The 23,073-nt window shown below is 68.5% G+C and carries 20 protein-coding genes; 10 read left to right on the top strand and 10 right to left on the bottom strand.

Features of this window, described 5'->3' with window-relative positions; translation table 11 throughout:
- Positions 1–54: 54 nt before the first annotated feature.
- Positions 55–1,020 carry a D-glycerate dehydrogenase gene (locus GSQ87_RS04685; RefSeq protein ID WP_158913732.1) on the top strand — a complete coding sequence of 322 codons (966 nt, stop codon included), beginning with the start codon at positions 55–57 and terminating at the stop codon, positions 1,018–1,020.
- A 147-nt stretch (positions 1,021–1,167) separates the two neighbouring features.
- Here GSQ87_RS04685 and mgrA read toward each other — a convergent pair whose 3' ends face one another.
- The 3 genes from mgrA to GSQ87_RS04670 form a co-directional block, all read right to left on the bottom strand.
- Positions 1,168–2,199, bottom strand: a complete 1,032-nt coding sequence (mgrA, locus tag GSQ87_RS04680) for an L-glyceraldehyde 3-phosphate reductase (RefSeq protein ID WP_256375869.1) — start codon at positions 2,197–2,199, stop codon at positions 1,168–1,170.
- A gap of 94 nt (positions 2,200–2,293) precedes the next feature.
- Positions 2,294–3,205 (bottom strand): ROK family protein, encoded by a 912-nt coding sequence (locus GSQ87_RS04675; protein ID WP_158913728.1) that lies wholly within the window; start codon positions 3,203–3,205, stop codon positions 2,294–2,296.
- Between the two features lie 19 nt (positions 3,206–3,224).
- The gene (locus GSQ87_RS04670; RefSeq protein WP_158913726.1) at positions 3,225–4,172 is read right to left on the bottom strand and encodes a LysR family transcriptional regulator; all 948 of its coding nucleotides are present in this window, start codon (positions 4,170–4,172) and stop codon (positions 3,225–3,227) included.
- A 118-nt stretch (positions 4,173–4,290) separates the two neighbouring features.
- Between GSQ87_RS04670 and GSQ87_RS04665 the strand changes: the two genes are divergently transcribed.
- The 6 genes from GSQ87_RS04665 (at position 4,291) to GSQ87_RS04640 (ending at position 8,740) form a co-directional block, all read left to right on the top strand.
- Complete coding sequence (locus tag GSQ87_RS04665) at positions 4,291–4,989, top strand: pirin family protein (RefSeq protein WP_158913724.1); 699 nt, start codon at positions 4,291–4,293, stop codon at positions 4,987–4,989.
- Positions 4,990–5,071: 82 nt separating this feature from the next.
- Positions 5,072–5,671, top strand: a complete 600-nt coding sequence (gene wrbA / locus GSQ87_RS04660) for an NAD(P)H:quinone oxidoreductase (RefSeq protein ID WP_158913721.1) — start codon at positions 5,072–5,074, stop codon at positions 5,669–5,671.
- Positions 5,672–5,753: 82 nt separating this feature from the next.
- Positions 5,754–6,371, top strand: coding sequence for a YceI family protein (locus tag GSQ87_RS04655; protein WP_158913719.1), 618 nt, complete (start codon positions 5,754–5,756; stop codon positions 6,369–6,371).
- A 57-nt stretch (positions 6,372–6,428) separates the two neighbouring features.
- Positions 6,429–7,013, top strand: a complete 585-nt coding sequence (locus tag GSQ87_RS04650; RefSeq protein ID WP_158913716.1) for a cytochrome b — start codon at positions 6,429–6,431, stop codon at positions 7,011–7,013.
- 2 nt (positions 7,014–7,015) lie between these two features.
- Positions 7,016–7,606 (top strand): YceI family protein, encoded by a 591-nt coding sequence (locus GSQ87_RS04645; protein WP_216839007.1) that lies wholly within the window; start codon positions 7,016–7,018, stop codon positions 7,604–7,606.
- Positions 7,607–7,726: 120 nt separating this feature from the next.
- Positions 7,727–8,740, top strand: a complete 1,014-nt coding sequence (locus GSQ87_RS04640; protein WP_158913714.1) for a hypothetical protein — start codon at positions 7,727–7,729, stop codon at positions 8,738–8,740.
- Positions 8,741–8,746: 6 nt separating this feature from the next.
- On the opposite strand, the gene GSQ87_RS04635 is transcribed toward GSQ87_RS04640, so the two are convergent.
- The 4 genes from GSQ87_RS04635 to zwf all read right to left on the bottom strand — a co-directional run bounded on the left by GSQ87_RS04635 (position 8,747) and on the right by zwf (position 14,771).
- Entirely contained in the window at positions 8,747–10,561 is a 1,815-nt protein-coding gene (locus GSQ87_RS04635; RefSeq protein WP_174241401.1) for a DUF885 family protein, read from the bottom strand.
- 261 nt (positions 10,562–10,822) lie between these two features.
- Positions 10,823–11,467, bottom strand: a complete 645-nt coding sequence (eda, locus tag GSQ87_RS04630) for a bifunctional 4-hydroxy-2-oxoglutarate aldolase/2-dehydro-3-deoxy-phosphogluconate aldolase (protein ID WP_158913711.1) — start codon at positions 11,465–11,467, stop codon at positions 10,823–10,825.
- Complete coding sequence (gene edd, locus GSQ87_RS04625) at positions 11,467–13,272, bottom strand: phosphogluconate dehydratase (protein ID WP_158914400.1); 1,806 nt, start codon at positions 13,270–13,272, stop codon at positions 11,467–11,469. Before edd ends, eda begins: the two co-directional genes overlap by 1 nt.
- Before the next feature lie 14 nt (positions 13,273–13,286).
- Positions 13,287–14,771 (bottom strand): glucose-6-phosphate dehydrogenase, encoded by a 1,485-nt coding sequence (gene zwf, locus GSQ87_RS04620; protein ID WP_158913709.1) that lies wholly within the window; start codon positions 14,769–14,771, stop codon positions 13,287–13,289.
- 173 nt (positions 14,772–14,944) lie between these two features.
- Here zwf and glk point away from each other — a divergent pair, with 173 nt between their 5' ends.
- Entirely contained in the window at positions 14,945–15,901 is a 957-nt protein-coding gene (gene glk / locus GSQ87_RS04615) for a glucokinase (protein ID WP_158913706.1), read from the top strand.
- 44 nt (positions 15,902–15,945) lie between these two features.
- Here glk and GSQ87_RS04610 read toward each other — a convergent pair whose 3' ends face one another.
- Entirely contained in the window at positions 15,946–16,902 is a 957-nt protein-coding gene (locus GSQ87_RS04610) for a Gfo/Idh/MocA family protein (protein ID WP_254062758.1), read from the bottom strand.
- A 138-nt stretch (positions 16,903–17,040) separates the two neighbouring features.
- On the opposite strand from GSQ87_RS04610, the gene GSQ87_RS04605 reads away from it, so the two are divergent.
- The gene (locus GSQ87_RS04605) at positions 17,041–17,952 is read left to right on the top strand and encodes a cobalamin biosynthesis protein CbiG (protein ID WP_158913704.1); all 912 of its coding nucleotides are present in this window, start codon (positions 17,041–17,043) and stop codon (positions 17,950–17,952) included.
- 169 nt (positions 17,953–18,121) lie between these two features.
- On the opposite strand, the gene GSQ87_RS04600 is transcribed toward GSQ87_RS04605, so the two are convergent.
- The gene (locus GSQ87_RS04600; RefSeq protein WP_158913701.1) at positions 18,122–20,050 is read right to left on the bottom strand and encodes a M61 family metallopeptidase; all 1,929 of its coding nucleotides are present in this window, start codon (positions 20,048–20,050) and stop codon (positions 18,122–18,124) included.
- 124 nt (positions 20,051–20,174) lie between these two features.
- Between GSQ87_RS04600 and GSQ87_RS22410 the strand changes: the two genes are divergently transcribed.
- Entirely contained in the window at positions 20,175–20,708 is a 534-nt protein-coding gene (locus tag GSQ87_RS22410) for a hypothetical protein (protein ID WP_216839005.1), read from the top strand.
- Between the two features lie 68 nt (positions 20,709–20,776).
- On the opposite strand, the gene GSQ87_RS04590 is transcribed toward GSQ87_RS22410, so the two are convergent.
- Positions 20,777–22,966, bottom strand: coding sequence for a M3 family metallopeptidase (locus tag GSQ87_RS04590; protein WP_158913698.1), 2,190 nt, complete (start codon positions 22,964–22,966; stop codon positions 20,777–20,779).
- Between the last annotated feature and the right edge of the window lie 107 nt (positions 22,967–23,073).

Here is a 23,073-nt window from a genome sequence, read left to right as displayed (position 1 = left end):
TTCATCTCGATCGTCCCACCTGCTAGACCGCGCCTTATCGATATCGGAGGCGCGATGACCCGGCCCAAGGTGCTGCTGACCCGCAAGTGGCCGCAAGCGGTGGAGCGCCGATTGGCCGCCGCCTACGACGTCGTGCTGAACCCCGACGACCAACCCCTGTCGCCCGCCGTCCTGGCCGAGGCGATGATGGAATTCGACGCCATCTGCCCCACGGTGGTCGACTCGATCACCGCCGACGTGGTCGCGCGCGAAGGGGCGAGAGTGAAGATCTTCGCCAACTACGGCGTGGGCGTGAACCATATCGACCTGGAGGCCTGCCGTCGTCACGGGATCGCGGTGAGCAACACCCCCGACGTGCTCACCGACGCCACCGCCGAACTGGCGCTGACCCTGATGCTGATGATCGCCAGGCGCGCCGGCGAGGGCGAGCGACAGGTCCGCGCCGGGCGATGGGTTGGCTGGGGCGCCACCCGGCTGTTGGGGACCACCCTGGTCGGCAAGACGCTGGGCGTGGTCGGCTTCGGCCGCATCGGCCAGGCGACCGCGCGGATGGCGCGTCACGGCCTGGGCATGTCGATCCTCTACAGCAGCCGACGCCCCGCCGCCCCCGAGGTCGAGGCCGAGACCGGCGGCCGCTGGCGGCCCCTGGACGATATGCTGGCGGAGGCGGACGTGGTCTCGCTGCACATTCCCGGCGGCGCGGACACCCACCACCTGATCGACGCCGCGCGCCTGCAGAAGATGAAGCCGACCGCCCTGCTGATCAACACCGCGCGCGGCTCGGTGGTCGACGAGGCGGCGCTGGAGGCGGCGCTCCGCGCCGGGACCATCGCCGGGGCGGGGCTGGACGTGTTCAGCGCCGAGCCCGAGGTGCCGGACGGTTTCCTCGACCTAGAGAACGTGGTCCTGCTGCCGCACATGGGCAGCGCCACCACCGAGACGCGTGAGGCGATGGGCGACCGGGCGGTGGACAACCTGGACGCCTTCTTCGCCGGGAAGCCGCCGCCGGATTTGCTCTAGAGCTCGGCAGGCGGCGGCGTCGTGCGTGCTTCGAGACGCGCTTCGCGCTCCTCAGCATGACGAAATTTTTCAGTCCACACCAAGGCCCGTCATGCTGAGGAGCCCCGAAGGGGGCGTCTCGAAGCACGCACAAACTCCAAGCCCCGCCTACAGTTTCGAGGACACCCTCCACAGGTCGATCCCGCCCTCGGTCGCGTGGCGATCGATCTCCTTCAGCTCTTCGGAGCTGAAGTCGAGGCGGTTCACCGCGTCCAGGGAATCGTCGAGCTGTTGCGGCGTGCGCGCGCCGACCAAGGCCGAGGTCACGCGCAGATCGCGCAGGATCCAGGCGATGGCCATCTGCGCCAGGGTCTGGCCGCGCTTGGTCGCCAGGGCGTCGAGGGCGCGGATGCGCGCGATGTTCTCGGGCGTCAGCAAATCCTTCCCGAGCGAGGAGTCGCGCGCGGCGCGGGAATCCTTGGGCACGCCGTCCAGGTACTTGGTCGTCAGCATCCCCTGGGCCAGCGGCGAGAAGGCGATGCAGCCCACGCCCAGCTCGCCCAGCACGCCAAGCAGCTCGTCCTCGACCCAACGGTTGAGCATCGAATAGGACGGCTGGTGGATCAGCAGCGGCACGCCCTCCGCCTTCAGGATCGCGTGCGCCTGGCGCGTCAGCTCCGGCGAATAGGACGAGATGCCGACGTACAGCGCCTTGCCCTGCCGATGGGCGTGGGCGAGCGCGCCCATGGTCTCCTCCAGCGGCGTCGTCGGGTCGACCCTGTGGGAGTAGAAGATGTCGACATAGTCCACGCCCATACGCTTGAGGCTCTGGTCGAGGCTGGCCAGCAGGTACTTGCGCGATCCGCCGATACCGCCGTACGGCCCCGGCCACATGTCCCAGCCGGCCTTCGTGGAGATCACCAGCTCGTCGCGGTAGGGCTTGAAGTCGGCGGCCAGGATGCGGCCGAAATTCTCCTCCGCCGAGCCGTAGGGCGGCCCGTAGTTGTTGGCGAGGTCGAAATGGGTGACGCCCCGGTCGAACGCGCGGCGCAGCACCGCGCGGCCGGTCTCGAATACATCGTCGCCGCCGAAGTTGTGCCACAGCCCCAGCGAGATCGCCGGCAGGTCGAGCCCGCTACGGCCCGTGCGGCGGTAAGGCATCAGCTTGTCGTAGCGATCCTGGGCGGGGAGATAGGTCACAGAACACCTCGACGCGTTCGGATGGGAGCGATCCCAACCCGGATGACCATGCTCTAGCCGGAGCGGCGGCGGGTTTCCAGCGGAGCCGCGATCCTCACCACAGCCAGGCGGCGCCCCGCACGCCGGAAGCATCCCCGTGCCGGTTGCGCACCACGCGCGTCTCGGGCTGGTCGGTGAACAGGAAGGGCGCGATCGCGGCGGGCAGTTCCGCGTACAGCTCCTCGACATTGGACATGCCGCCGCCGAGCACGATCACGTCGGGGTCCAGCACGTTGCAGATCACCGCCAACCCGCGTCCCAGGCGCGAGACGTAGCGGGTCAGGGCCGCACGGGCGTCGGCTTCGCCGGACCGGGCCCGCGCCACGATCTCCGGCGCGCGGACGCCCTGACCGTAGTCGCGCTCCAGCGCCGGACCCGAGGCCCAGGTCTCCATGCAGCCGTGCAGGCCGCACCAGCACCGAGGTCCCGGATACTCATCGGGCTGCATCCACGGCAGGGGGATATGGCCCCATTCGGCGGCCACCCCGCCCGCCCCCGCGACCAGCTTCCCGTCGACCACGATCCCGCCGCCGACGCCGGTGCCGATGATGACGCCGAACACCACCTTCGCGCCCGCCGCCGCCCCGTCCGTCGCCTCGGACAGGGCGAAGCAGTTGGCGTCGTTGGCCAACCGCACGGGCCGGCCGGTCGCCGCCTCCAGGTCCGCGCCGAAGTTGCGTCCGTTCAGCCAGGTGCTGTTGGCGTTGCGGATCAGCCCGGTGACGGGCGACGGCGATCCCGGTCCACCGAGGCCGATGGGCGTGCCTGGCGGAGACAGGGCGTCGGCCAGATCGCGCACGGCGGCGACGGCGGCGTCATAGCCGCCCGGATTGTCGACCCGCCGCGTCTCCAGCACCCGCCCGCCGCCATCCAGCGTCGCCGCCGCGATCTTGGTGCCGCCGAAGTCGACGCCCAGGCGGATGGCGGTTTCGACCTTGCTCGTAAGCGGCGGCGCGGACGTCGACATGGATGAACCTGCCCGGTTGTCAGTCACGAAATCCGACCTTCTCGCAATCGCTCCCCGCCGCCCAGGGCGGAGCGTTCGAAAAGCGGCTGGCCAGGAAATCGATCAGGACCTGGACCCTGGCCGGACGCAGCGGGCTGGGCGGGGTGACAATGTGGATGGCGTGGCCCTGGGGCATCCAGTCTTCCAGCACCGAGTCCAGCCGCCCATCCTCCAGTTCGCGCCAGACCAGGAACTCCGGCTGGAACGCGATCGCCAGCCCCGCCAGCAGCGAGGCGCGCAGCACGTCGGCGTTGTTGGTCTTGAGGATCTGGGGCACGGCGATGCTGTAGTCCCCCTCGAGCGGGTGATGGAACCGCCAGGCGTCGGCGCTGGAACCATAGGTGTAGCCAAACCCGACGTGACCGGCCAAGTCGCGCGGATGGCTCGGCCGCCCATGCCGCTCGAAATAGGCCGGCGCGCCGACCATCAATATCCGCACCGCGCAAAGGCGCCGCGCCAGCAGGCTGGAATCGTTGAGCTGCCCGATCCGCAGCGCCAGGTCGAACCCCTCGGTCACCAGGTCCACCCGCTGGTCGCTGAGGCTGATCTCGAGCGAGACCTGAGGATACAGGGCGAAGAAGGCGGGCAGGACGGGACCCAGGTGCTCGATGCCGAAGGACATCGGCGCAGCCATGCGCACGAGACCGCGCGGGGTTGAGGACTGGGCGGCGGCTTCCGCCTCCACCGCCTCCCCGTCGTCCAGGATGCGCGAGGCCCGCTCCAGCGAGGCGCGGCCGCTGCCGGTCAGCGACAGGCGACGCGAGGTGCGATGGAACAACGCCGTGCCCAGCCGCTCCTCCAGGCGACCCAACGCCTTGGACACCGTCGGCTTGGACAGGCCCAGTTCCTCGGCGGCGCGGGCGAACGATCCCGTCTCGGCCACCTTGGCGAACACGGCCCAGGCTTCGAAATCCGGCAAGCGCGACATGCAAACTCCGGCAACAGTAGATTTCCATCATTTCTATTTTCTTGCGAAGGGCAAGCGCCCATCTTCCTCCTCGAACGGGACGCCACCCTGGCGTCCCTCCCCGGTTAGGAGATCGATCATGATCGAACGCCGACCCTTCGAGCGCCTCGGCGGCGCCAATCACGGCTGGCTCGACGCCAAGCACCACTTCTCGTTCGCCAACTTCTACGATCCCCAGCGGATGGACTGGGGCCAGCTTCGGGTGTGGAACGACGACGCCATCGCCCCCGGCACAGGCTTCCCACCCCATCCCCACTCCGACATGGAGATCATCACCTATGTCCGCGAGGGGGCGATCACCCACCAGGACAGCCTGGGCAACACCGGCCGCACCGAGGCCGGCGACGTCCAGGTGATGAGCGCCGGCACCGGCATCCGCCACTCCGAGTACAACCTGGAGAAGGACACCACGCGCCTGTTCCAGATCTGGATCGAGCCGACCCAGCGCGGCGGTCCGCCCTGCTGGGGTGCGCGTCCCTTCCCCAAGGGCGAGCGGTCGGGCCGGTTCGTGCCCCTGGCCAGCGGCTTCCCCGAAGACAAGGACGTCCTGCCCATCCGCACCGACGCGCGGGTGCTGGGCGCCACGCTGAAGGCCGGCGAGACCACTGAATACGCCCTCGGGGCCGACCGTCGCGGTTATCTCGTGCCAGCCAAGGGCTCGGTCGAGGTCAACGGCGTGCGGCTGAACACCCGCGACGGCGCCGCGATCCGCGAGGAAGCGGTGCTGACTGTGACCGCGATCGACGACGCGGAGCTTGTTCTCGTCGACGCAGCCTGACCAACGCAGCCCCGGACCATGCGTCCGGGGCTGCACTTTTCTTCAACCACTCCCCCTCGAACCGCAAAATCAGGAGGCCCAGATGGCCAAGGTTCTCGTGCTCTACTACTCCAGCTACGGCCACATCGAGACGATGGCCGAGGCGATCGCCGCCGGCGCGCGGGAAGCCGGCGCCCAGGTCGACATCAAGCGCGTCCCCGAGACCGCCCCGCTCGAAGTCGCCAAGGCCGCCCACTTCAAGCTCGACCAGGCCGCCCCGGTCGCGACCATCGCCGACCTCGAGCACTACGACGCCATCATCCTGGGCACGGGCACCCGCTTCGGGCGGATCAGCTCGCAGATGGCGGCCTTCCTCGACCAGGCCGGCGGCCTGTGGATGCGCGGCGTGCTGAACGGCAAGGTCGGCTCGGCCTTCACCTCCACCGCCAGCCAGCACGGCGGCCAGGAGACCACCCTGTTCTCCATGATCACCAACATGCTGCACTTCGGCTTCGTGGTCGTCGGCCTGCCCTACAGCTTCGGCGGGCAGATGGGCGTGGACGTCGTCAAGGGCGGCTCACCCTATGGCGCGACCACCATGGCCGACGGCGACGGCTCGCGCCAACCCAGCGAGAGCGAACTGGCCGGCGCCCGCTTCCAGGGCAAGCACGTGGCCGAGATCGCCACCAAGCTGTTCGGCTGATCCTTTGAAACCCGGCGGCGCCCGCGAGGCGCCGCGGCCCCTTTTCCTCGCAATCCGCGAACCGACCGAGACAGGACCTTCCATGACCAAGATCATGATGCCGCTGGCCTTCGCCGCCAGCCTGCTGCTGGGCGCCGCCGCCCAGGCCCAGAGCCCCGCCAACCCCAACCCCGCCGCCGTCCAGGGCGGAGCCTACGTCGTCGAAGGCAACCATACCCAGGTGATGTTCACCGTTTCCCACCTCGGCTTCAGCAACTTTTCCGGCGTGTTCTCCAAGGCCACCGGCGAACTGAAGCTCGATCCCAAGACCCTGGCGGCCACCGAACTCAACGTCAGCGTCCCGGTCGAGACCGTGACCACCACCAACACCACGCTCAACGACGAACTGCGCAGCGGCGACTGGCTCGACGCCACCAAGTATCCGGCCATGACCTTCCACTCGACCAAGATCACCCAGACCGGCCCGTCCACCGCCAATGTGGCGGGCGAGCTGACCCTGCACGGCGTCACCCGCCCGGTGGTGCTGAAGGCCCGCTTCATCGGGGCCGGCATGAACCCGCTCGACAAAAGCTACACCGCCGGCTTCGAGGTCTCGGGCGAGATCAAGCGCGCCGAGTTCGGCGTGACCAAGTACGTGCCGCTGGTCAGCGACGAGGTGCACCTGACCATCAATGCGGCCTTCCACAAGAAGGCCTCCTAAGGGACGCGAAGGCCCGGCGTTTTCCGCGTCGGGCCTTTTCCATGTAGAGAATCGAACATGGCCCACACACGCTATTCGACGGTCGCGATCCTGCTGCACTGGCTGATCGCCGCCCTGATCGTGACCAACCTGTACCTCGGCTTCCGCATGGGCTTCGTGAACGGCTTGGCGAAGTTCAACATCTTCCAGCTGCACAAGTCGGTCGGGATCACCATCCTGGTCTTCAGCCTGGCGCGCCTCGCCTGGCGGCTGATGAACCCGCCCCCGCCGCAACCCTCGACCCTGAAGCCCTGGGAGAAGGCCGCCGCCCACGCCGTGCACTGGGGCTTCTACGTAATCATGATCGGCATGCCGCTCAGCGGCTGGATCGTGGTGTCCACCAGCCCGCTGAACATCCCTACCCTGCTGTACCACACCATCCCCTGGCCCCATTTCCCCGGCGTCCACGACCTCGCCGCCGGACCCAAGGCCAGCGTGAACCACGCCTTCGACCTGACCCATGTGGTCCTGGCCTGGGGCTCGCTCGGACTGTTGGCGCTGCATCTCGGCGCCGTGGTCAAACATCAGTTCCTGGATCGCGATCCCGTGCTCGGCCGCATGCTGCCGCTCGCCCGTCGCGCGCCTCTCACATCGGAGTCCTGATCATGCGTTCCCACCTTCTCGCCGCCACCCTGACCGTCCCCATGGCCGCCGCCAGCCTGGCGCTCGTCGCCCTGCCCGCCGTCGCCGCCCCCGTCCCGACCTGGAGCGTCGACAAGGCCGCCTCGCGCCTGGGCTTCACCGGCGCCATGAGCGGCCAGGCGTTCAACGGCGGCTTCGGCCGCTGGGACGCTCAGATCGCCTTCGATCCCGCCAACCTGGCCGCCTCCCACGTGACCGCCGTGATCGACACCGCCTCGGCCAAGACCGGCGACCAGTCCCGCGACGAGGCCATGCCCACCGCCGACTGGTTCTCGGTCAAAGCCTTCCCCCGCGCGACCTTCGTCAGCCACAAGATCGTCGCCGCCGGCCCCGGCCGTTATGTGGCCCAGGGCGACCTGACCATCCGCAACGTCACTCGCCCGGTCAGCCTGCCCTTCACCCTGGCTATCAACGGCCCCACCGCGAAGATGACCGGCTCGCTGCCCATCGACCGCAGCGTATTCGGCGTCGGCCAGGGCCAGTTCAAGGGCGGCGACACCGTGGCGCTCAAGGTGCAGGTGAACATCTCCATCGCCGCCAAGCGCGCCAACTAGGGCGGCCCTCGCGGGATTGCGAGCCTGGCGTCTTCGCGTCTGAGCTGCAAGACTTCGTCATTTGCCGGAGACGACGCGCAGGCATAGTCTTACGACGTCTATCTACCGGAGGATGAGCCGATGCGTTGGCGACGTTCGGGTGTCTTGGGGTTCGGGGCCGCTCTGCTAGACCTCCTGGCGACAACCCATCCCGCGTCCGCCCGCATTCAAGACACGCCGTCCAGGCCGGGCGTCAACGTCACCGTCCCCGGCATCACCGTGACGCGGCCTCGGCAGAAGTCGATGAACGCCTATATCGACGACATCGCCCAGCCCTCCCAACATGGTGAGTTGGCGGTCTGGTCCGGCTCCATCTGCTTGCGGGTCGCCGGCCTGGAGGCCACGCAGGCGGCCTATGTCGAACGCCGCATCCTGGACACCGCCGGTCGCCTCGGCATCCAGAAGGCGTCGGGCAAGTGCCAACCCAACCTCGTCGTGGCCTTCAGCGACAAGCCCGACGCGCTGGCGCTGAAGTTCCGGCGCAAGGCGTCGCTGATGTTCGACGATATCGACATGGAGGGCCACACCTGGCTGCCGGATCGCAACAAGATCGAGGCCTTCCTCACCTCCAAGGAACCCGTGCGCTGGTGGATGCAGGCGGAGCCCTACAGCTCCGACGATCCGGGCGCGGGATCGACGTCGGCCAGCCTGGATGTGGGCAGCGCCAACCAGACCAGCCTGGGCGGCGTGGTGCACCTTTATGACCCAATGGCCAGCCTGAAGGGGCTCCGCGACAACTTCAGCTTCGCGCTGGTCATCGTCGACGGCGCTCAGCTGAAGGGCCTGCCGATGGAAGCGGTCGGCTCCTACATCAGCATGGTGACCCTCGCCCGGATCAAGACCGTTCCCAACGTCGGCGACGCGCCGAGCGTGCTGTCGATATTCGCCGATCGCGCGGCGGGACGCCCCTATTACAGAGACCTGACCAAGCGCGACTGGGCGTTCCTGTATTCACTCTACGCCACCGGCGATATGGGTAACTACAACCAGCAGCGCGCCGAGATGGGCTACAAGATGGAGCGCATCATGATCGGCAAATGGCCGCGCGCGACGGCTCCCGAGTTGGAAACCGCCGCACCCGATCCCGCCCAGTAAGCGACGTCAGCCCTGCTGGATGTAGGTCTCGATCCGCCGGTCCAGCACCGCCAGCGGCATGGCGCCCGACAGCAGGCCCGCGTCGTGGAAGGTGTGGATGTCGAACCGGTCGCCCATCGCGTCCTTGGCCTTCTGGCGCAGGCGCAGCCACTCCAGCTTGCCCAGCATGTAGCTGCACGCCTGGCCCGGCCACACGCAGTAGCGCTCCACCTCGGTGGTCAGGGTGGCGTCCTGGTCGCCCAGCGCGTCCACGGCATAGCGGATCGCCTTCTCGCGGCTCCAGCCCTGCGAATGCAGGCCGGTGTCGACCACCAGGCGCACCGCCCGGAACATGGCGTCGTGGAGCTGACCGACGTGGCCGAGAGGGTCGTCCGCGTACATCCCCATCTCGACCGCCAGGTTCTCGGCGTAGAGCGCCCAGCCTTCGCCGTAGCCGGAGAAGAACTGGATCTTGCGGATCGTGGGCAGGGTGGCTTCCTGCGCCAGCGACAGCTGGAGATGGTGGCCCGGAATGCCCTCGTGGAAGGTCAGCGTGGGCAGCACCCAGCTCGGCGTCTCGGCGGTGTCGCGCAGGTTGATGTAGTAGGCGCCCGGCCGCGAGCCATCCAGCGACCCGTTCTGGTAATAGCCGCCCGGCGCGCCGGCCTCGGTGGCCTTGGGCACGCGACGGATGTCCAGCTTGGCCTTGGGCAGGGTCTTGAACCACTGGGGCAGCTTGGCCTGGACCTCGCTCACCTTGACGTTGAGGTCGGCGATCAGCTTGACCTTGCCCTCGTCGGTGTTCGGATAGCGATACTGCGGGTCGTCGTAGAGGGCGCGCAGACGCTCGCCCACCGTGCCCTGGCTCATGCCGCGCGACTTGAGGATGGCGTCGATCTGGGCGCTGTAGTCCGCCACCAGCTCCAGGCCGGTCTTGTGGATATCGGCCGGGTCGCCGTCGGTGGTGGTCCAGTTCTGCAGCGACAGGCGGTAATAGGCCTCGCCCTGGGGCAGGCGGGCGATCCCGGCGTCATGCACCGCATGGCCGCGCAGGTCTGACATCATGGCGATCTGGCGGTCCAGCGCCGGCTGCACCTTACCGGTATAGATGCGGGCGGCCACGTCGGCGTAGTCGCCGGGGATGTGCTTGTCCTTGGCGCGGCGGACCAGCGACTGCACCAGGTTGGACTTGTCCGGGGTGGCGTCGCGCAGGGCCTTGAGCTGGATCAGGGTCTTGTCGAGGATGAAGTCGGGCGGGAACACGCCCAGGCCGATGTCATGGCGGACCTGCTCGCTGTCCTGGTCCACGGCGACGGCGAAGCCCTCCAGGCGCGAGAGGTAGGCGTCGACGTCGGCCTTGGTCTCGACGGTGTGCTGGCTGTCCAGGAAGTCCGGCACGCTCTGGTAGGCGCCGGTGAGCTGGCTGACCACGTAAGGCGCGCCCGAACCACCGCCGCCGTAATTGAACGCCCGGTTGGCCTGGTCCTGGATGTCGGTGACGTAGAGGACGCTGTCGTAGTCGACCACGTCCTGGCCGCTCAGCGCACCGCGGTCGATCGCCATGAGCTTGCGGAGCTGTTCGGCGTTGCGGCGCTTGGCGTCGGCGGTCGCCGCCAGGGAGCCGTCGTCCAGCTTGAACTTCTGGGCGGCGCGCGCGCCCTTGTCGAGGCCCAGGCTGGTGACGGTCTCGGGGGAGTGGTCCAGGTCCTCGGCCATGAACTGGTCGAACAGGGCCTTGAGCTGGGCCGAGGCGGAACTGGTCGCCGGCTGCGCCTCAGCGCGGGAGAGCGCCACGAACGCCAGGGCGCCCGCTGAACCTAGGAGGAGATCGCGTCTATGCATGTCCGATCCATTGAATTTTGACGACACAGTAGGACGCGCCGACGACGCTGGCTTCCTAAAAAATCGGTCATGCGCAGCGCCATGAAGCCTCGACCGCCTTGTCCCCTTGCGGGAGAAGGAAGGGGCCCGCGTGTCGATAGACGCGTGGGAAGGTTGAGGGGTCTTGCTGCGATATCAACGGCGAACGTCCGTCGCCCCCTCACCCTCCCAGCAAGGCTGAGCCCCTCCCTCTCCCGCAAGGGGAGAGGGGCTACACCGCCGCTATCCCGCCGCCGCGCGCGCCAGCGCCGCCGCGCCCTTGGAAAGGGCGGTGATCCGGGCCCAGTCGCCAGCTTCCACCGCATCCTTTGAGCAAATCCAGCTACCGCCCACGCAGAGCACGTTCTTCATCCCCAGATAGCGCGGCGCGTTGTCCAGGGTGACGCCGCCGGTCGGGCAGAAGGCGACCTCGCCGAACGGGCCCGCAAAGGCAGCGATGGCCGGCGCGCCGCCCGAGGTTTCGGCCGGGAAGAACTTGAACCGCGTCAGGCCCAGGTCGAGGCCGCGCATGATGTCGGTCGCGGTCGCCACCCCGGCCAGCAGGGGCACGCCCGCCGCCTCCGCCGCGCGGGCGACCGCCTTAGTCAGGCCGGGGCTGACGATGAACCTGGCCCCCGCATCCACCGCCCGCTTCAGCGCGTCGGCGTTCAGCACCGTGCCGGCGCCGATCACCGCATCGGGACAGGCGGCGGCCATCTCGCGCACCACCTGCAAGGCGTCGGGGGTGCGCAGCGTCACCTCCAGCACTCGCAGCCCGCCCGCCACCAGGGCCGAGGCCAGCGGGGCGGCGTGGGCCACGTCGGGGACGGTCAGCACCGGGATCACCGGGCTGATCCGCATGACGTATTCGGCGGCGATCGTGCTCATCAGAGGGTCTCTTGGAAGAACAGGCCGGCGCCCAGCTCGGCCGGGGCGGCGAGCTGGCGGAACGGCGCGAATAGTTCGCGGCCGAGGCCGGACTGGGGCTGGACGAAGCGCTCGACCTCGCGCGCGGCGAAGCCCTCGGCCTTCACCTCCAGCGTGCCGGCCGTGGCGTCCAAACGAATGATGTCGCCATCGCGGATGCGGGCGATCGGTCCGCCGTCGGCGGCCTCGGGGGTCAGGTGGATGGCGGCGGGGACCTTGCCCGAGGCGCCGGACATGCGCCCGTCGGTGATCAGCGCCACCTTGCGTCCGCGATCCTGCAGCAGGCACAGCGCCGGGGTCAGGCTGTGCAGCTCGGGCATCCCGTTCGCCTGCGGGCCTTGGAAGCGCACCACCACGACCATGTCCTGGTCGAGCTCGCCGCGCTTGAAGGCGGCCAGGAAATCGTCCTGGTCATGGAACACCCGCGCGGGCGCCTCGACCACCCGGTGCTCTGGCGCGACGGCGGAGATCTTGATCACCGAGCGGCCGATATTGCCCTCCAGCACCCGCAGCCCGCCCTCGTGGTCGAACGGATTGGAGGCGGGGCGCAGGATGTCCAGGTCGAGCGAGGTCGCCGGCGCGTCGCGCCAGACCAGTGTATCCCCGTCCAGCCCCGGCTCCTGGGTATAGGCGCGCAGCGTGCCCGCCACCGTGGTCACGTCCTCGTGCAGCAGGCCGGCGTCCAGCAGTTCGCGGGTGAGGAAGGCCATGCCGCCCGCCGCCTGGAAGTGGTTCACATCGGCTGAGCCGTTGGGATAGACCCGCGCCAGCAGCGGCGTCGCGCGCGAGATCTGGTCGAAGTCCTCCCAGGTGATCACGATCCCCGCCGCCCGCGCCATGGCGACCATGTGCAGGGTGTGGTTGGTCGATCCGCCGGTGGCCATCAGCCCGATCAGGCCGTTGACCACGGCCCGCTCGTCGATCACCCGGCACATGGGCGCCTCGCCCGACCGCGCCAGGGCTATGGCCCGCTTGGCGGCCTCGCGGGTCAAGGCGGTGCGCAGCGGCGTATCGGGATTGACGAAGGCCGTGCCCGGCAGGTGCACGCCCATTAGCTCCATCAGCATCTGGTTGGAGTTGGCGGTGCCGTAGAAGGTGCAGGTGCCCGCCGCGTGATAGGAGGCCGCCTCACTCTCCAGCAGGGCTTCGCGCCCGACTAGGCCGGCGGCGTACTCTTCGCGCACCTTGGCCTTCTGCTTGTTGGGGATGCCCGATTCCATCGGACCGGCGGGCACGAACAGCACCGGCAGGTGGCCGAACGACAGGGCGCCGATGAACAGACCCGGCACGATCTTGTCGCACACGCCCAGGCACAGGGCGGCGTCGAAGATGTTGTGCGACAGAGAGACGGCGGTGGAGAGGGCGATCACTTCGCGCGAGAACAGCGACAGCTCCATGCCCGGCTGGCCCTGGGTGACGCCGTCGCACATGGCCGGCACGCCGCCGGCGACCTGGGCGGTGCACATCTCCTCGCGCGCGGCGGCCTTGATCAGGTCGGGATAGGCGCCCAGCGGCTGGTGGGCGGAGAGCATGTCGTTGTAGGCGTTGACCACGCCGATGTTCACCGACTGCCCGGCCTTCAGCAGCTTCTTGTCCAACAGGGGCGAGGCGGCGAAGGCGTGGGCTAGGTTGCCGCACGACAGCAGCCGGCTACCGCGCCCCTTGTCGTGGGCGGCGGCCATGCGCGCCAGGTAGTCGGCGCGGTGCTCGCGGGAACGCTCGCGGATGCGGTCGGTGACTTCGGCGACGACGGGGTTCAGCGGGATGGACATGTGACCCCCTATTCGCACCAGCTGTGGGCGTGCCGCTCGATCAGGGCGAAGGCGCTCGACGGACCCCAGGTGCCCGCCGGATAGGGCGAGGGCTTGGTCGACTTGTGGTCCCAGCCGTGGCGGATGGCGTCGATCCAGCGCCAGGCGGTCTCCTGCTCGTCGCGGCGCACGAACAGGGTCTGGTTGTCGTGCAGCACCTCCAGCAGCAGCCGCTCGTAGGCGATGCGGCGCGGGCGTTCGTCCTTGAAGGCGTGGCTGAGGCTGAGGTTCAGCGACAGCGGCTTCAGGGTCATGCCGTTGTGCTCCAGGCTCGGCGTCTTGTTCATCAGCGCCAGCGAGATCTCCTCCTCCGGCTGGAGGCGGATGGTCAGCCGGTTGGCCATCAGGTCCACGCCGCCAAAGATGGAGTGCGGCACCTCGCGGAACTGGATCACGATCTCCGAGCTGCGGGCCGGCAGGCGCTTGCCGGTGCGCAGGTAGAAGGGCGTGCCGGCCCAGCGCCAGTTGTCCACGTGCGCCAGCAGGGCGACGAAGGTCTCGGTCTCGCTCGAGTCCCCGCCGGACTCGTCGGCGTAACCGGGCGCCGAGCGGCCGTCCGCGACGCCTGCGATATACTGGCCGCGCGCGGTGTTGCGCTCCACGTCGCGGCCCGTGATCGGGCGCAGCGACTGCAGCACCTTGATCTTCTCGTTGCGCACCGAGTCGGGGTCCAGGCTGGCCGGCGGCTCCATCGCCACCAGGCTCAGCAGCTGCAGCAGGTGGTTCTGCACCATGTCGCGCAGCGCGCCGTAGTCGTCGTAATAGCTCCAGCGCCCCTCGACCCCGACCGTCTCGGCCACGGTGATCTGCACGTGGTCGATGCTGGCCTTGTTCCACAGCGGCTCGAACAGGGTGTTGGCGAAGCGCAGCGCCAACAGGTTCTGCACCGCCTCCTTGCCCAGGTAGTGGTCGACCCGGAAGATGCGGTCCTCGGTGAAGATCGAGGCCAGGGTGTCGTTGATCGCCTGGCAGCTCTTCAGGTCCCGCCCGATCGGCTTTTCGACCACCACGCGGCTGTCGTCGCGCACCAGACCCGCGACCTGGAGGTTCTGGCACACCGCGCCGAACAGGGCCGGCGAGGTGGACAGATAGAAGATCGCCCGCCGAGCCTCCAGCACCTCGCCCAGGCGCGAGAAGGCGGCCGCGTCCTGCACGTCCACCGCCGCATAGCGCAGGCGGGGCGCGAACCGGGCCCAGGTCTCGTCGGAGAAGTCGTCGCCGGCGCGGGTCTGCACCGCGCTCTTGACCTGGGCGGCGAAGGCCGCGTCCTCGAGGTCCGAGCGCGCCGTGCCGATGATCCGCAGGTCCGGCGGCAGCAGCCCCTCGTCTTCCAGGAAATAGAGCGAGGGGAACAGCATCCGCAGCGCCAGGTCCCCCGTCCCCCCGAAAATCACCAGCCCCTCGGACGCATGACGTGACTTGGCGCGGGTGGAGGCGGGGACAGGATGCAGCATGGGCCTATATCCAACGAGGACGCGCGGGCGTTCAAACTAAACTTAGATGACAGCGTTATCATAGCAAGCTATCAGGCGCGATCCTGGCTATGCCGGGAACGACGCGGGCCGCCGGCCATTGCCGAACGGAAGACCTGATCGAGGCCTGACCGGCCGTTTCGGAGGCTTAAACCTTGGACACGGCGCTGGTCGGCGACATCGGCGGGACGAACGCCCGCTTCGCCATCGTGGAGCTGGCGGACGTAGGGGCCCGGCCCCAGGCGCCCAGGACCTACAACTGCTGCGACCACCCTTCCTTGCAGGCGGCGATCTCGGCCTATCTCGACGACATGGGCTCGTCGAAAAGACCCGACGCGGTATGCGTGGCGGTGGCGGGCCCGGTGACGGACGGCGTCGCCGCCTTCACCAACCTGCCCTGGCGCGTATCGGAGGAGGCTCTGCGGGAGACAGGCTTTGAGCGGGCGCGGGTGATCAACGACTACGAGGCGCTGGCGTTCGGCATCCCAGACCTAACCGCGAGCGACCTGCGCCCGATCGGCGCTACGCCGGCTCCGCCGCCGGGCCATACCCTGGCGGTGATGGGTGCGGGCACGGGCTTCGGGGTCTCGGCGCTGACCCGGCGCAAATCCGAGGAGCTGGTGACGGCGGGCGAAGGCGGCCACGCCAGCTTCGCGCCCGTGGACGAGCTGGAGGTGGAGATCCTGCGCCGGCTGGCCGTGCAGTTCGACCGCGTCTCGATCGAGCGCCTGTTGTCCGGCCCCGGCCTGCTCAACATCTACCGGGCCATGGCCGACATCGTCGGGGCCGACGCCCCCCACGCCACCCCCGCCCAGATCACCGCCCAGGCCCTGGCCGGCGAGGACCTGCCCCGCCATGCGGTGGAGCGGTTCTGCTCGATCTTCGGATCGGTGGCCGGCGACTTCGCCCTCAGTTACGGCGCCCAGGGCGGCGTCTATCTGGCCGGCGGGATCGCGCCGCAGCTCATCGAGGTGCTGAACCGTGGCGGCTTCCGACGCGCGTTCGAGGCCAAAGGGCGGCTGTCGCCCTACCTGACCGCGATCCCCACCTATGTCGTGACCCACCCCCACCTGGCCCTGATCGGCGCCGCACGGGTGCTGAAGGCGAGGTAGGTCGTTCTATTCTCCTCCCCCGCTTCGCCGGGGAGGAGAAGAACTCAGCGAAGGCCCGCCGCTTCTTCCACCATCAGCGCCAGGCGCAGGGCCTCCAGCCCCTCGATCCCGTCCACAACCGGCCGGGGACGCTCGCCCCGCACCGTAGCTAGGAAGGCCGAGACGCTGGTCCCCAACGGATCGCGGCCGGCGGGCGTCGAAGCGAAATCGGGGTTGAGAGCGAACGAGGTGGTGTTGCGGAACGACGGCGCGAGAAAGTCGATCTCCACCTCGCCCGAGGGATAGACCAGCCGCATGGTCCGCTCGCGCTTGTCGGCGATGCGCGACGCGCTGAACACCGCCTTCAGTCCGCTGCGGAAGGTCGCCTCGGCCCGGACCTCGTCGAACACGCCCTCGGCCCGCACCTCCAGCGCCCCGTATTCCATCACCCCCGACTCGGCCAGCCGCACCGCCAGGTCGAGATCGTGGATCATCAGGTCCAGCACGCAGGAGACGTCGCGACTGCGCGGACTGGGCAGGCCGCGACGCACGGATTCCAGTCGGATCGGCGTCTCGGGGGTGTTCAACAGGCCCATGGCCTCGAACATCACGCGCTCCTGATGACCGCACGCCAACACCAGGCGCACGTCCTCAGCCTTCTCGACCAGGGCCTGGCCGGAGCGTTCGTTCACCGCCAGCGGCTTCTCCACATAGACGTGGCGGCCGCGATCCAGGGCGCGGGAAGCGGTGACGGCGTGGGTCTCCGCCGGGCTGGCGATCGTGACCACGTGGCAGGCGTCGAGCAGGGCTTCGAGCGTGGGGAAGGCCTGGCCGCCCCAGGTCTCGGCCAATGTCTGGGCGCGATCCTGGTGGGGATCGAACACGCCGACGAACGCCACGCCTTCCAGCTCGGCGTATTTACGGGCGTGGAAACCGCCGAACACGCCCGCGCCCACGACGCCGGCCTTGAGTTGATCCATCTCGCCCTTGACCTCCGAACCGCCCGCCGCGTCGCTCGACATGCGCACGGTGGGGGCTGTTGGCGCAGCCTATAACCCGCCCGCGCGCGACGATCACCTGCCCTGCCTGCGCGCGCGCCCTTCATTGTCGCCGCAGGGGCGGCTAAGAGAGCGCTCGTCACCCGTTCAAGGACGCTCCCCGTGCCCCGCCTGTTCAATTCCTACGTCATGGTGGACTGGAGCGCGGCCACCACCGCCAAGACCGGCAAGGACTCCATCTGGATCGGGGTGACCAAGCGCGACATCCGCTTCCGTCCCACCTTCGAGGCGTTCAATCCGCCGACCCGTCACGCGGCCGAAGCGCAGCTGCGCGCGATCCTTACCGATCTGCGCCGACGCAACGACACCGCCCTGATCGGCTTCGACTTCTCGCTGGGCTATCCCGCCGGTACGGCCGAGATGCTGAAGCTGAAGACCCATGACTATGCGGCCATGTGGGCCTTCCTGGCGGCCAACGTGGTGGACAAGCCCGACAACACCAACAACCGCTTCGCCGTCGCCGCCAAGATGAACCGGCTGATGACCGAGCAGCCCTGGCCGTTCTGGGGCGCGCCCGCGCGCGACGCCCAGACCTGGCTGTCCTCCACCAAGACCATCCCTCCGGCGGACTTCGCCCTGCCCGTGCTGCGACGCGCCGAGCAGGCGACCCAGGGCGCCGGGCGCGCGGGGGCCAAGAGCGTGTGGCAGGTGTTCGGCAACGGCGCGGTCGGCGGCCAGACGCTTGTCGGCGTCCCGGCGGTGAAGCGGCTGGCCGACGAGCTGGGCGACAAGGCGCTGCTGTGGCCGTTCCAGAGCGGCTGGCGCGAGCTGACGCCGGCCGACCTCGATGGGCGCGAGGCGGTGATCGCCGAAATCTATCCGGCCATGGTCGAGGTCAAGGCCGAGCCCGGCGAGGTGAACGACCGCGCCCAGGTCCGCGCCCTGTGCGAGCATTTCGCCCGCCTGGACGAGCAAGGCCGCCTCGGCCCCGCCTTCGCCGCGCCCAAGGACGCCGATCCCGAACTGGTCGAGCGGGTCGAGCGCGAAGAGGGCTGGATTCTCGGGGTGGGGTGACACGCCGCCCCCTCTCCCCTTGCGGGAGAGGGAGGGGCCCAGCCTCGGCTGGGAGGGTGAGGGGTCTTGCTGCGATCGGGCGATAAGCGCTCGTCGACCCCTCAACCTTCCCACGCGTCTGTCGACGCGGGGCCCCTTCCTTCTCCCACAAGGGGAGAAGGAGACTTCCCTACTTCCGCGCCGCCAGGATTTCGTCCAGCCGCGCGGGCGTGCCCGTGATCCGCTCCAGGTGCGGGTATTTCAGGCCTGCGTGGTAGTCGATGCTGACGGTGCGGTAGCGGTTGTCGGCCTTGACCAGCAGCTCTATCGGGGCGGTCGTCCCCTTGGCGAGCTTGACCGCGTCCTTCAGCTTGGCGGCGTCGTAGGTCGCACCGTTCACGGCCACGACCTGGGCGCCGGTGATCAGCCCCGCCTTGAACGCCGGCCCGTCCCACAGCACCTCGGTCAGCTTGCCGTCGTGATCCAGCATCATCCCCAGCGAGTACAGCAGGTCGGTGGATTTGCGCTTGCGCTCGTTGGACGCGAAGTAGCTGGACTGCACGTCGTCATAGACCAGCCGGTAGCCGCCACGGGTTATCCCGTCCAACGGGGCGGACGCCGCGTGCCCGTCGAGCCGGGTGCGCAGGAAGCTGGTCCAGTCGTAGGGCGTGACCTCGTTCAGCGCCTTGACCACGTCCTCGAAGGTGTAGGTGTCGGTGACGAAGCTGCCGTTGCGCACGCCGAAGAAACCCTTGGCGAAGTCGTCCAGCGACTTCTTCCCGCCGGTGCGCTCGCGGATCAGGGTGTCGACGTCGAACCAGACCAGCTGGCCTTCGGAATAGTAGTCCTCGCTGCGCTGCCAGCTGCGCCATGACGTCGGGTGGCGACGGGAGATGATCGGGTCGTTGGTGGTGTCCTCCAGCGCGCGCCAGGCCCGCCCGACGCGGTGATCATAGGTGGCGGCGGTGGCGGCGATGGCGTCCAGCGCCTCGGACTTGGTCCACAGCCCGGCGCGGGCCGCCAGGATGAAGCCCCAGTACTGGGTCTGGCCCTCGTAGACCCACAGCAGGCTGTCGCGCATCGGGACGTTGAAGCTGGCCGTCCACAGGTCCGCCCCACGGCGGAACTTGCCGTTCCAGGAGTGGGTGTACTCGTGGGCCAGCAGGTCGCGACCGGAGACGGTGTTCTTCCAGTCGGCGAAGTAGCCGGCCTCGGTGCCGTCCTCGCTGGAGCGGTGATGCTCAAGCCCCTCGCCGCCCATGTCGTCGCTGAGCCACAGCAGGAAGTCGTAGTGGTCGTAGTGGTGCGAGCCGAACAGCTTGTAGGCCTGGCTCACCAGGTTCACGTGCGCCTGGATCTGCTCCGGCGTCGCCTCGAGCAGGTCCGCCCGGTCCGCCGCCACGTCCAGGTGCACCGGAACCGGCCCGTTGGGATCAAGATCGATGCGCTTGAAATAGCGTCCGGCCAGCAACGGCGAGTCGACCAGGGTGTTGAAGGGCACGGTCTTGAAGGTGGTGGTGTCGCCCTGGGTGGAGGCCGGCTCCAGCGCCGTGCCGAAGCGCCAGCCCTCGGGCAGCTTCAAGGTGGTGGCGACATTGATCTGGCGGGAGAAATAGCCGGCTGGATACAGGGTGGTGGCGTTCCACTCCACGTTCAGGATGTCGGGGGTCACAGCGACCCGTCCGACCCGCATTTCCGTCGGGGTCATGTCCTGGAAGCTCAGCTCCAGCGTGCTCACGCCCGGGGGTACGTCGATGTGGAAGGCGTAGACGTCGACCGGATCGCGCGTCCATTCGATCCGCTTGCCGCCGCCCATGATCGTCAGGCCGCCGAGTTGGTCCAGCGGGCCGCTCGGGGAATGGTTGCCGGGTAGCCACTTCGGATAGAGCAGCACCATCGGTCCGGGCCCCGCGACCGGGATAGTCTCGTGCACCTGGTAGATCTTGCGCTGCAGATCGGTGGCGTCGACCGACAGTTGGATCACGCCCGGATAGGCGATGTCGCGCGGCTCGGCGACGGGCGATGGAAGCGGAGTGGGCTGCGGCTGCGGCTCCTCCTGGGCGAACGCCGCTCCCGAAACGGAACCGAACAGGGCGAGCAACAACACGAGACGGCGCAAAGAGGGACTCCATCATTCTGGAGCCGGCATCATGGCGATGGTTGACGGCTGCGCAAGAAGCTCACAACGGTTCAGCTTGGGTTCAGGAAAGGCCTCCTATGTTTTTCCTAACTCGGAGGTCGTCATGCGTAAGGTTCTTGCATTGTTCGCCTGCGCCGCTGTTGTGGCGGCGCCTGCTGTCGCGTCCGCGCAGCGCGGCGGAGGTTTCCACGGCGGTGGCGGTGGTGGGTTCCATGGCGGCGGGGGTTTCCGCGGTGGCGGGTTCCGTGGCGGCGGGTTCCGTGGCGGTCGCGGCTTCGGTTACGGCTATGGCTTCTGGCCCTACTACGGGTTCGGCCTCGGGCTAGGCGCGCTCTACGCCTACGACCTGTACTCGCCCTGGTACGGCTACTATCCGGGCTCGATCTATAGCGGCTACTACGGGTATGGCGGCTATGACGGCGCCTACGATCCGCCGGCCGGCCCCGGCTACGCCGATCCCTGGGCGCAAAATTACGGCGCTCCGCCGCCGCCCAGCGCGGCGCCCCAGGGCGGCTACGCCCCGCCGTCGGGCTACGCGCCCCAGGCCGGCAATGGTCCTCAGACCGGCGCCGCCTGCGGCCGTTGGGTGTGGGATGCGCAGCAGAGCCGCTACCACTGGAACAACGACGGCTGCTGATCTAGCCGCCGTTCGACGTCGATCATGAGCCCCAGCCGGTGCGAACCGGCTGGGGCTTTTGCGTTCAGCTATTGGCCGCCAGCCGCCGCTGTCCCGGCCGCCTCGACCGGGAAGCCCTTGGCGCGCAGATAGGCGTCCACCTTGGGGTCGCGGCCGCGGAAGTTGCGGAACGCCACCGCCGGGTCGACCGAGTAGCCCACCTGCATGATGTCGTCGTGCAGACGCTGGGCCATCTTGGGATCGTAGGGCCCGCCAGCCTCCAGGAACGCCTCGAACGCGTCGTGATCCAGCACCTCGGCCCACAGGTAGCTGTAGTAGCCGGCTGCATAGCCGTCGCCGGCGAAGATGTGCTGGAACTGCGGCGTGCGGTGCCGCATCACCATCTCCGACGGCATGTCCAGCTTGGCCAGTTCCGCCTTCTCGAAGGCGTCCGGGTCGATCGGCGGAACGCCCGGCCCCTGGGGCGCGGTGTGCAGTTTCATATCGATGATCGCCGCCGACAGGTACTCGGTGACTTCGAAGCCGGTGTTGAACTTCTGGCTGGCCAGCAGCTTGCCCACCAGCGCCGGCGGGATCGGCTGGCCCTCGGCGTTGACGGCGAACTGCTCCAGCACCTCGCGGGTCGGCAGCCAGTTCTCGTTCAGCTGAGAGGGGAACTCCACAAAGTCCTGGGCCTGGCTGGGGCTGGCCAGGGACGGATAGGTGACGTTGGAGTTCAACCCGTGCAGGGCGTGGCCGAACTCGTGGAACATGGTCACCGCATCGTCCCACGAGATCAGCACCGGCTTGCCCGGCGGCGGCTTCACGAAGTTGGTGTTGTTGGACACGATCGCGGGGATGGCGCTGTCCAGCTTCTGCTGGGGCCGGTAGTCGCTCATCCAGGCCCCGGAGTTCTTGCCGGCGCGGGCATAGGGATCGAAGTACCAGAAGCCGACGTGCTTGCCGGCCCGGTCCTTGACCTCGTAGGTCACCATGTCGGCGTCGTAGACCGGCAGGCCGTCGACCTTGGTGAAGGTGAAGCCATACATCTTGCCGGCGGTCCAGAACATGGCGCGGCGGATGTTGTCGAGCTGCAGGTAGGGCTTCACCTGGTTCATGTCGACGTCGTACTTCGCCTTGCGGACCTTCTCGGCGTAGTAGCGATAGTCCCAGGGCGCGATCTTGATGTTGGCGTGCTCCTGGTCGGCGACCGCCTGCATGTCGGCCACCTCCTGGTGCACGCGCGCCGTCGCGGCGGGCCACACCCGCAGCATCAGCGCCATCGCAGCATCGGGTGTTTTCGCCATCTCATCCTGCAGCTTCCAGGCGGCGTAGTTGGAGAAGCCCATCAGCTTGGCCTTCTCGGCGCGGAGCTGGAGGATGCGCGGGATGACCTTGAGGGTGTTGTCGTGGGCGTCCCGGTTGTCGCCGCGGGCGTAGAAGGTGCGCCAGACCTTCTCGCGCAGGTCGCGCCGGTCGGAATAGGTCAGGAACGGGTCCATCGAGGAGCGGGTGTTCTGGATGCCCCACTCGCCCTTGTGGCCCTTGGCCTCGGCGGTCTGGGCGGCGCTCTCGCGCAGCGACTGCGGCAGGCCCGCCAGGTCGCCAGCCTTCAGATACAGGACATAGCCGTCCTCGTCGGCCAGCAGGTTCTGGCTGAACTGGGCGTAGAGCCCGGCCAGCTCCTGGTTGATGGCGGTGACGCGGGCCTTGGCCTCCGGCGTGAGCTGGGCGCCGTTCTTGACCATGCCCACCCAGTAGATCCAGACGAGCTGCTTCTGTTCGGCGCTCAGGCCGAGGGTGTCGCGCGCCTTGTAGATCGCGTCCACGCGGGCGAACAGCTTGGGATTCTGGCTGATCTTGTCCTGGGCGGCGGCGATCTTGGGGTCCATGCGGGTCTGCACCGCCTGGAAGTCGGCGTTGTTCTCGGTGGAGCTCCACACGCCGTAGATCGTCATCACCCGGTTGAGCGCCTTGCCGGCCCGCTCCTGGGCGGCGATGGTGTTGTCGAAGGTGGGCGGCGCGGGATTGTCGGCGATGGCGTCGACCTCGGCCAGGTTCTCACGGATGGCCTCGTCCAGCGCCGGTTCGAAGGCTGAGACCTTGACCTTGTCGAAGGCCGGGACGCCGCCGTAGGGGCCGGTCCACTCCGCCAGCAAGGCCCGCACGTCCGGGGCCAGTGTGGCGACGGCGGCGGCGTTGGCCTTGGCGACCTGGGCCAGAACCGGGGTGGCGCATAGGGCGGCCAGGCTGACGCCCAACAGGAGAAACTCACGCATACCGAACGTTTCCTCGCAAAGTTTTTCCCGTCTTAGCGGTAAGGCGCGAGCATCGATACTGAAAGGTCGGTAATCTCAGATCAGACACGTTATGGCGTTGGAGCAAA

Source organism: Caulobacter sp. S45, assembly GCF_009765965.1.
GTDB lineage: Bacteria > Pseudomonadota > Alphaproteobacteria > Caulobacterales > Caulobacteraceae > CAHJWH01.
Note: the sequence above shows the minus strand (reverse complement) of the source record. Positions and strands in the feature narration are given on the sequence as shown.

What these genes read in the sequence shown, in the direction of transcription:
- GSQ87_RS04675 (WP_158913728.1), bottom strand. Translation starts at nt 3,205, where the DNA reads ATGTCGACGTCCGCGCCGCCGCTTACGAGCAAGGTCGAAACCGCCATC.
- zwf (WP_158913709.1), bottom strand. Translation starts at nt 14,771, where the DNA reads ATGCTGCATCCTGTCCCCGCCTCCACCCGCGCCAAGTCACGTCATGCG.
- GSQ87_RS04610 (WP_254062758.1), bottom strand. Translation starts at nt 16,902, where the DNA reads ATGTCGAGCGACGCGGCGGGCGGTTCGGAGGTCAAGGGCGAGATGGAT.
- wrbA (WP_158913721.1), top strand. Translation starts at nt 5,072, where the DNA reads ATGGCCAAGGTTCTCGTGCTCTACTACTCCAGCTACGGCCACATCGAG.
- GSQ87_RS04670 (WP_158913726.1), bottom strand. Translation starts at nt 4,172, where the DNA reads ATGTCGCGCTTGCCGGATTTCGAAGCCTGGGCCGTGTTCGCCAAGGTG.
- GSQ87_RS04665 (WP_158913724.1), top strand. Translation starts at nt 4,291, where the DNA reads ATGATCGAACGCCGACCCTTCGAGCGCCTCGGCGGCGCCAATCACGGC.
- eda (WP_158913711.1), bottom strand. Translation starts at nt 11,467, where the DNA reads ATGAGCACGATCGCCGCCGAATACGTCATGCGGATCAGCCCGGTGATC.
- GSQ87_RS04650 (WP_158913716.1), top strand. Translation starts at nt 6,429, where the DNA reads ATGGCCCACACACGCTATTCGACGGTCGCGATCCTGCTGCACTGGCTG.
- GSQ87_RS04635 (WP_174241401.1), bottom strand. Translation starts at nt 10,561, where the DNA reads ATGCATAGACGCGATCTCCTCCTAGGTTCAGCGGGCGCCCTGGCGTTC.
- GSQ87_RS04685 (WP_158913732.1), top strand. Translation starts at nt 55, where the DNA reads ATGACCCGGCCCAAGGTGCTGCTGACCCGCAAGTGGCCGCAAGCGGTG.
- GSQ87_RS04590 (WP_158913698.1), bottom strand. Translation starts at nt 22,966, where the DNA reads ATGCGTGAGTTTCTCCTGTTGGGCGTCAGCCTGGCCGCCCTATGCGCC.
- GSQ87_RS04655 (WP_158913719.1), top strand. Translation starts at nt 5,754, where the DNA reads ATGACCAAGATCATGATGCCGCTGGCCTTCGCCGCCAGCCTGCTGCTG.
- GSQ87_RS22410 (WP_216839005.1), top strand. Translation starts at nt 20,175, where the DNA reads ATGCGTAAGGTTCTTGCATTGTTCGCCTGCGCCGCTGTTGTGGCGGCG.
- GSQ87_RS04645 (WP_216839007.1), top strand. Translation starts at nt 7,016, where the DNA reads ATGCGTTCCCACCTTCTCGCCGCCACCCTGACCGTCCCCATGGCCGCC.
- GSQ87_RS04640 (WP_158913714.1), top strand. Translation starts at nt 7,727, where the DNA reads ATGCGTTGGCGACGTTCGGGTGTCTTGGGGTTCGGGGCCGCTCTGCTA.